The organism is Vibrio sp. RM-69-4 (assembly GCF_024743775.1).
In the GTDB taxonomy this organism is placed as follows: domain Bacteria; phylum Pseudomonadota; class Gammaproteobacteria; order Enterobacterales; family Vibrionaceae; genus Vibrio; species Vibrio anguillarum.
On record NZ_JAMQXI010000015.1, the window covers coordinates 1 to 2,001 of the forward strand.

Genomic DNA, 2,001 nt, shown 5'->3' on the forward strand with positions numbered 1-2,001 from the left:
ACTTCCCCTCGATGTAAACCATTTGCTTTAGAGCATAGAGAAAGTTGAACTGCACCGATGATGGCATTTTCATCTTGAGCAATAAATAAACGACGCTTTCCTGACTTTAAATCCGATTCTACCTCACTCCAGTATGACTTGATTTCTTCTCTGTCGATCGGAGTTAAAAAACCGACTGAAGCACCACTCTCAACACAATCTATAAGCAATGAATTTAACTGAACTGAGACGCTAGAGGTTGAATTAATTTCCTTTATTTCCACTGAACTATCCTTGTAATTTAACGCCCGCCTAAGGGGCTGACAACGCATAACAACAAAACTCAATCACAACAACCGTAACCACCGCGGCTCAATGGGACTGGAAACGCCACGCGTTGACAGTCCCTCTTGAGGCGTTTGTTACATGCGTATCCTAATAATGCAGAGACCAATATGTTTTTGATTCTCCATTTAATAGTTTTTTTAATCTTCTCATCTCTGCTGGTAATCCATTAATGAGAAAATGGTATAAGTCATCAAGAGCCCTGTTACTCTCAGAAATATAAGAGTGACCTAGACTAAATAAATTATCGTCAAGCTCTGACATGTCTATAGACTCGATACCATCTACAACAACAATTCCATTTCTTGTATCACCGACACGCTCAGATTCGTTAATCATATTTGAAGCAATTAAGGCTTTATCTGAAGATGATGCATATAATGAAACCATATTAAAACTAGCTTTAATTTTCTCACAATAGCGTTCAAAAAATGCCTGTTTTTGTATATCTGCCGCAGCCAAAACTAAGCGTTGAAAAGGATTATCCTTAATATCGAGCTCTCGTAACGCTTCAGCCAAACAGAAGGTACCCATACTATGACCAATAACAAACACTTCATCTATATCCATTTCAGATATTTTTTTAAGCAACGAAGCTAATGCAACAGATGAGTTAAGTGCGCTTTCTTTATCAGACACATAAGATTTCACACTTGATTTTGATGGCCAACTAAACAGAACTAATGGCCATTCATAGTTTAAATCATATTTTATCTGCGCAGATTTAAAAATTGCATTTTGAAAACTAACATTATAACCATGAACAAATACCATTAAGCTTTTTTTATTTGATTCAGACTTAAGAGCATCAAAAAAATCTGCTTCTTTTAAATTCTCTCCTGAATCTATTACAAAATGTTTATTTTTATCTTCTCGAATTATAATTTTAAAAAAACCAGATGGCCTCTCAACGCTACCCGATCTATGCTCATTTTTAGGAACTGATACTTTTGCAACACCATAATTTGTTTTATTATCGACTAAATTACCAAAAATGCCCTTATCTTTTGAAGGCTGTCTATTTGTAGCATAATAAACATCAACTACTACATTTTTTTCTAATGCTTCTTTCTTTTGTAAGGACTCCGGCATTCCATTAAAATAACTATCAGAATACTCCTTATGATATATCTCTATCATTTCAAAGCATTCAAGTCTTTTTTCTCTTTCTTCTATAATCAATTCTTGTGTTAACTCAATCTTCCAACCTCCTTTTGGTTCAGCATATTCATTAATATTAACATCGCATAAAACAATAAGATACTTTATTACAGGAAGTAAATAAGCGGAATGCTTGTGCTTGTATTTAAAGTTTTTTATTTCAAAGCTCTTCAAAGACAAAACATCAAACAATAGCTTATAAATACATTCAACCTCTATCTTAAAAGATCTTCTATCTGTTCTAATCAAAATACTATCTTCATCTAGTTCGACATAATAGGAACTACAAGTTGTAAGAGTTAGAAAGCACCTAGGTAAGTTTTCAAAAAGTATCTTATCTACTTGCTGTATATTCATTCATTCTCCGTTTAAATAAAATCCCAGAAAAGCATGTAACGCCCGGTTAAGGGGCAGCCAACGCCATTACCAAGCTTCCGCATAACACCGTAACCACAAAAACCAACGCATAATAAAAATGCCGCGCGTTGGCTGTCCCTCTTGAACCGTTTGTTATGT

The 2,001-nt window shown here is 34.6% G+C and carries 1 protein-coding gene and 1 pseudogene; both read right to left on the reverse strand.

The window, feature by feature from the left end; all coding sequences use genetic code 11:
• A pseudogene (locus NB504_RS01165) lies at positions 1–263 on the reverse strand (GNAT family N-acetyltransferase); the annotation flags it as partial.
• Between the two features lie 151 nt (positions 264–414).
• The gene (locus NB504_RS01170) at positions 415–1,842 is read right to left on the reverse strand and encodes an alpha/beta hydrolase (protein WP_258428100.1); all 1,428 of its coding nucleotides are present in this window, start codon (positions 1,840–1,842) and stop codon (positions 415–417) included.
• Positions 1,843–2,001 lie beyond the last annotated feature (159 nt).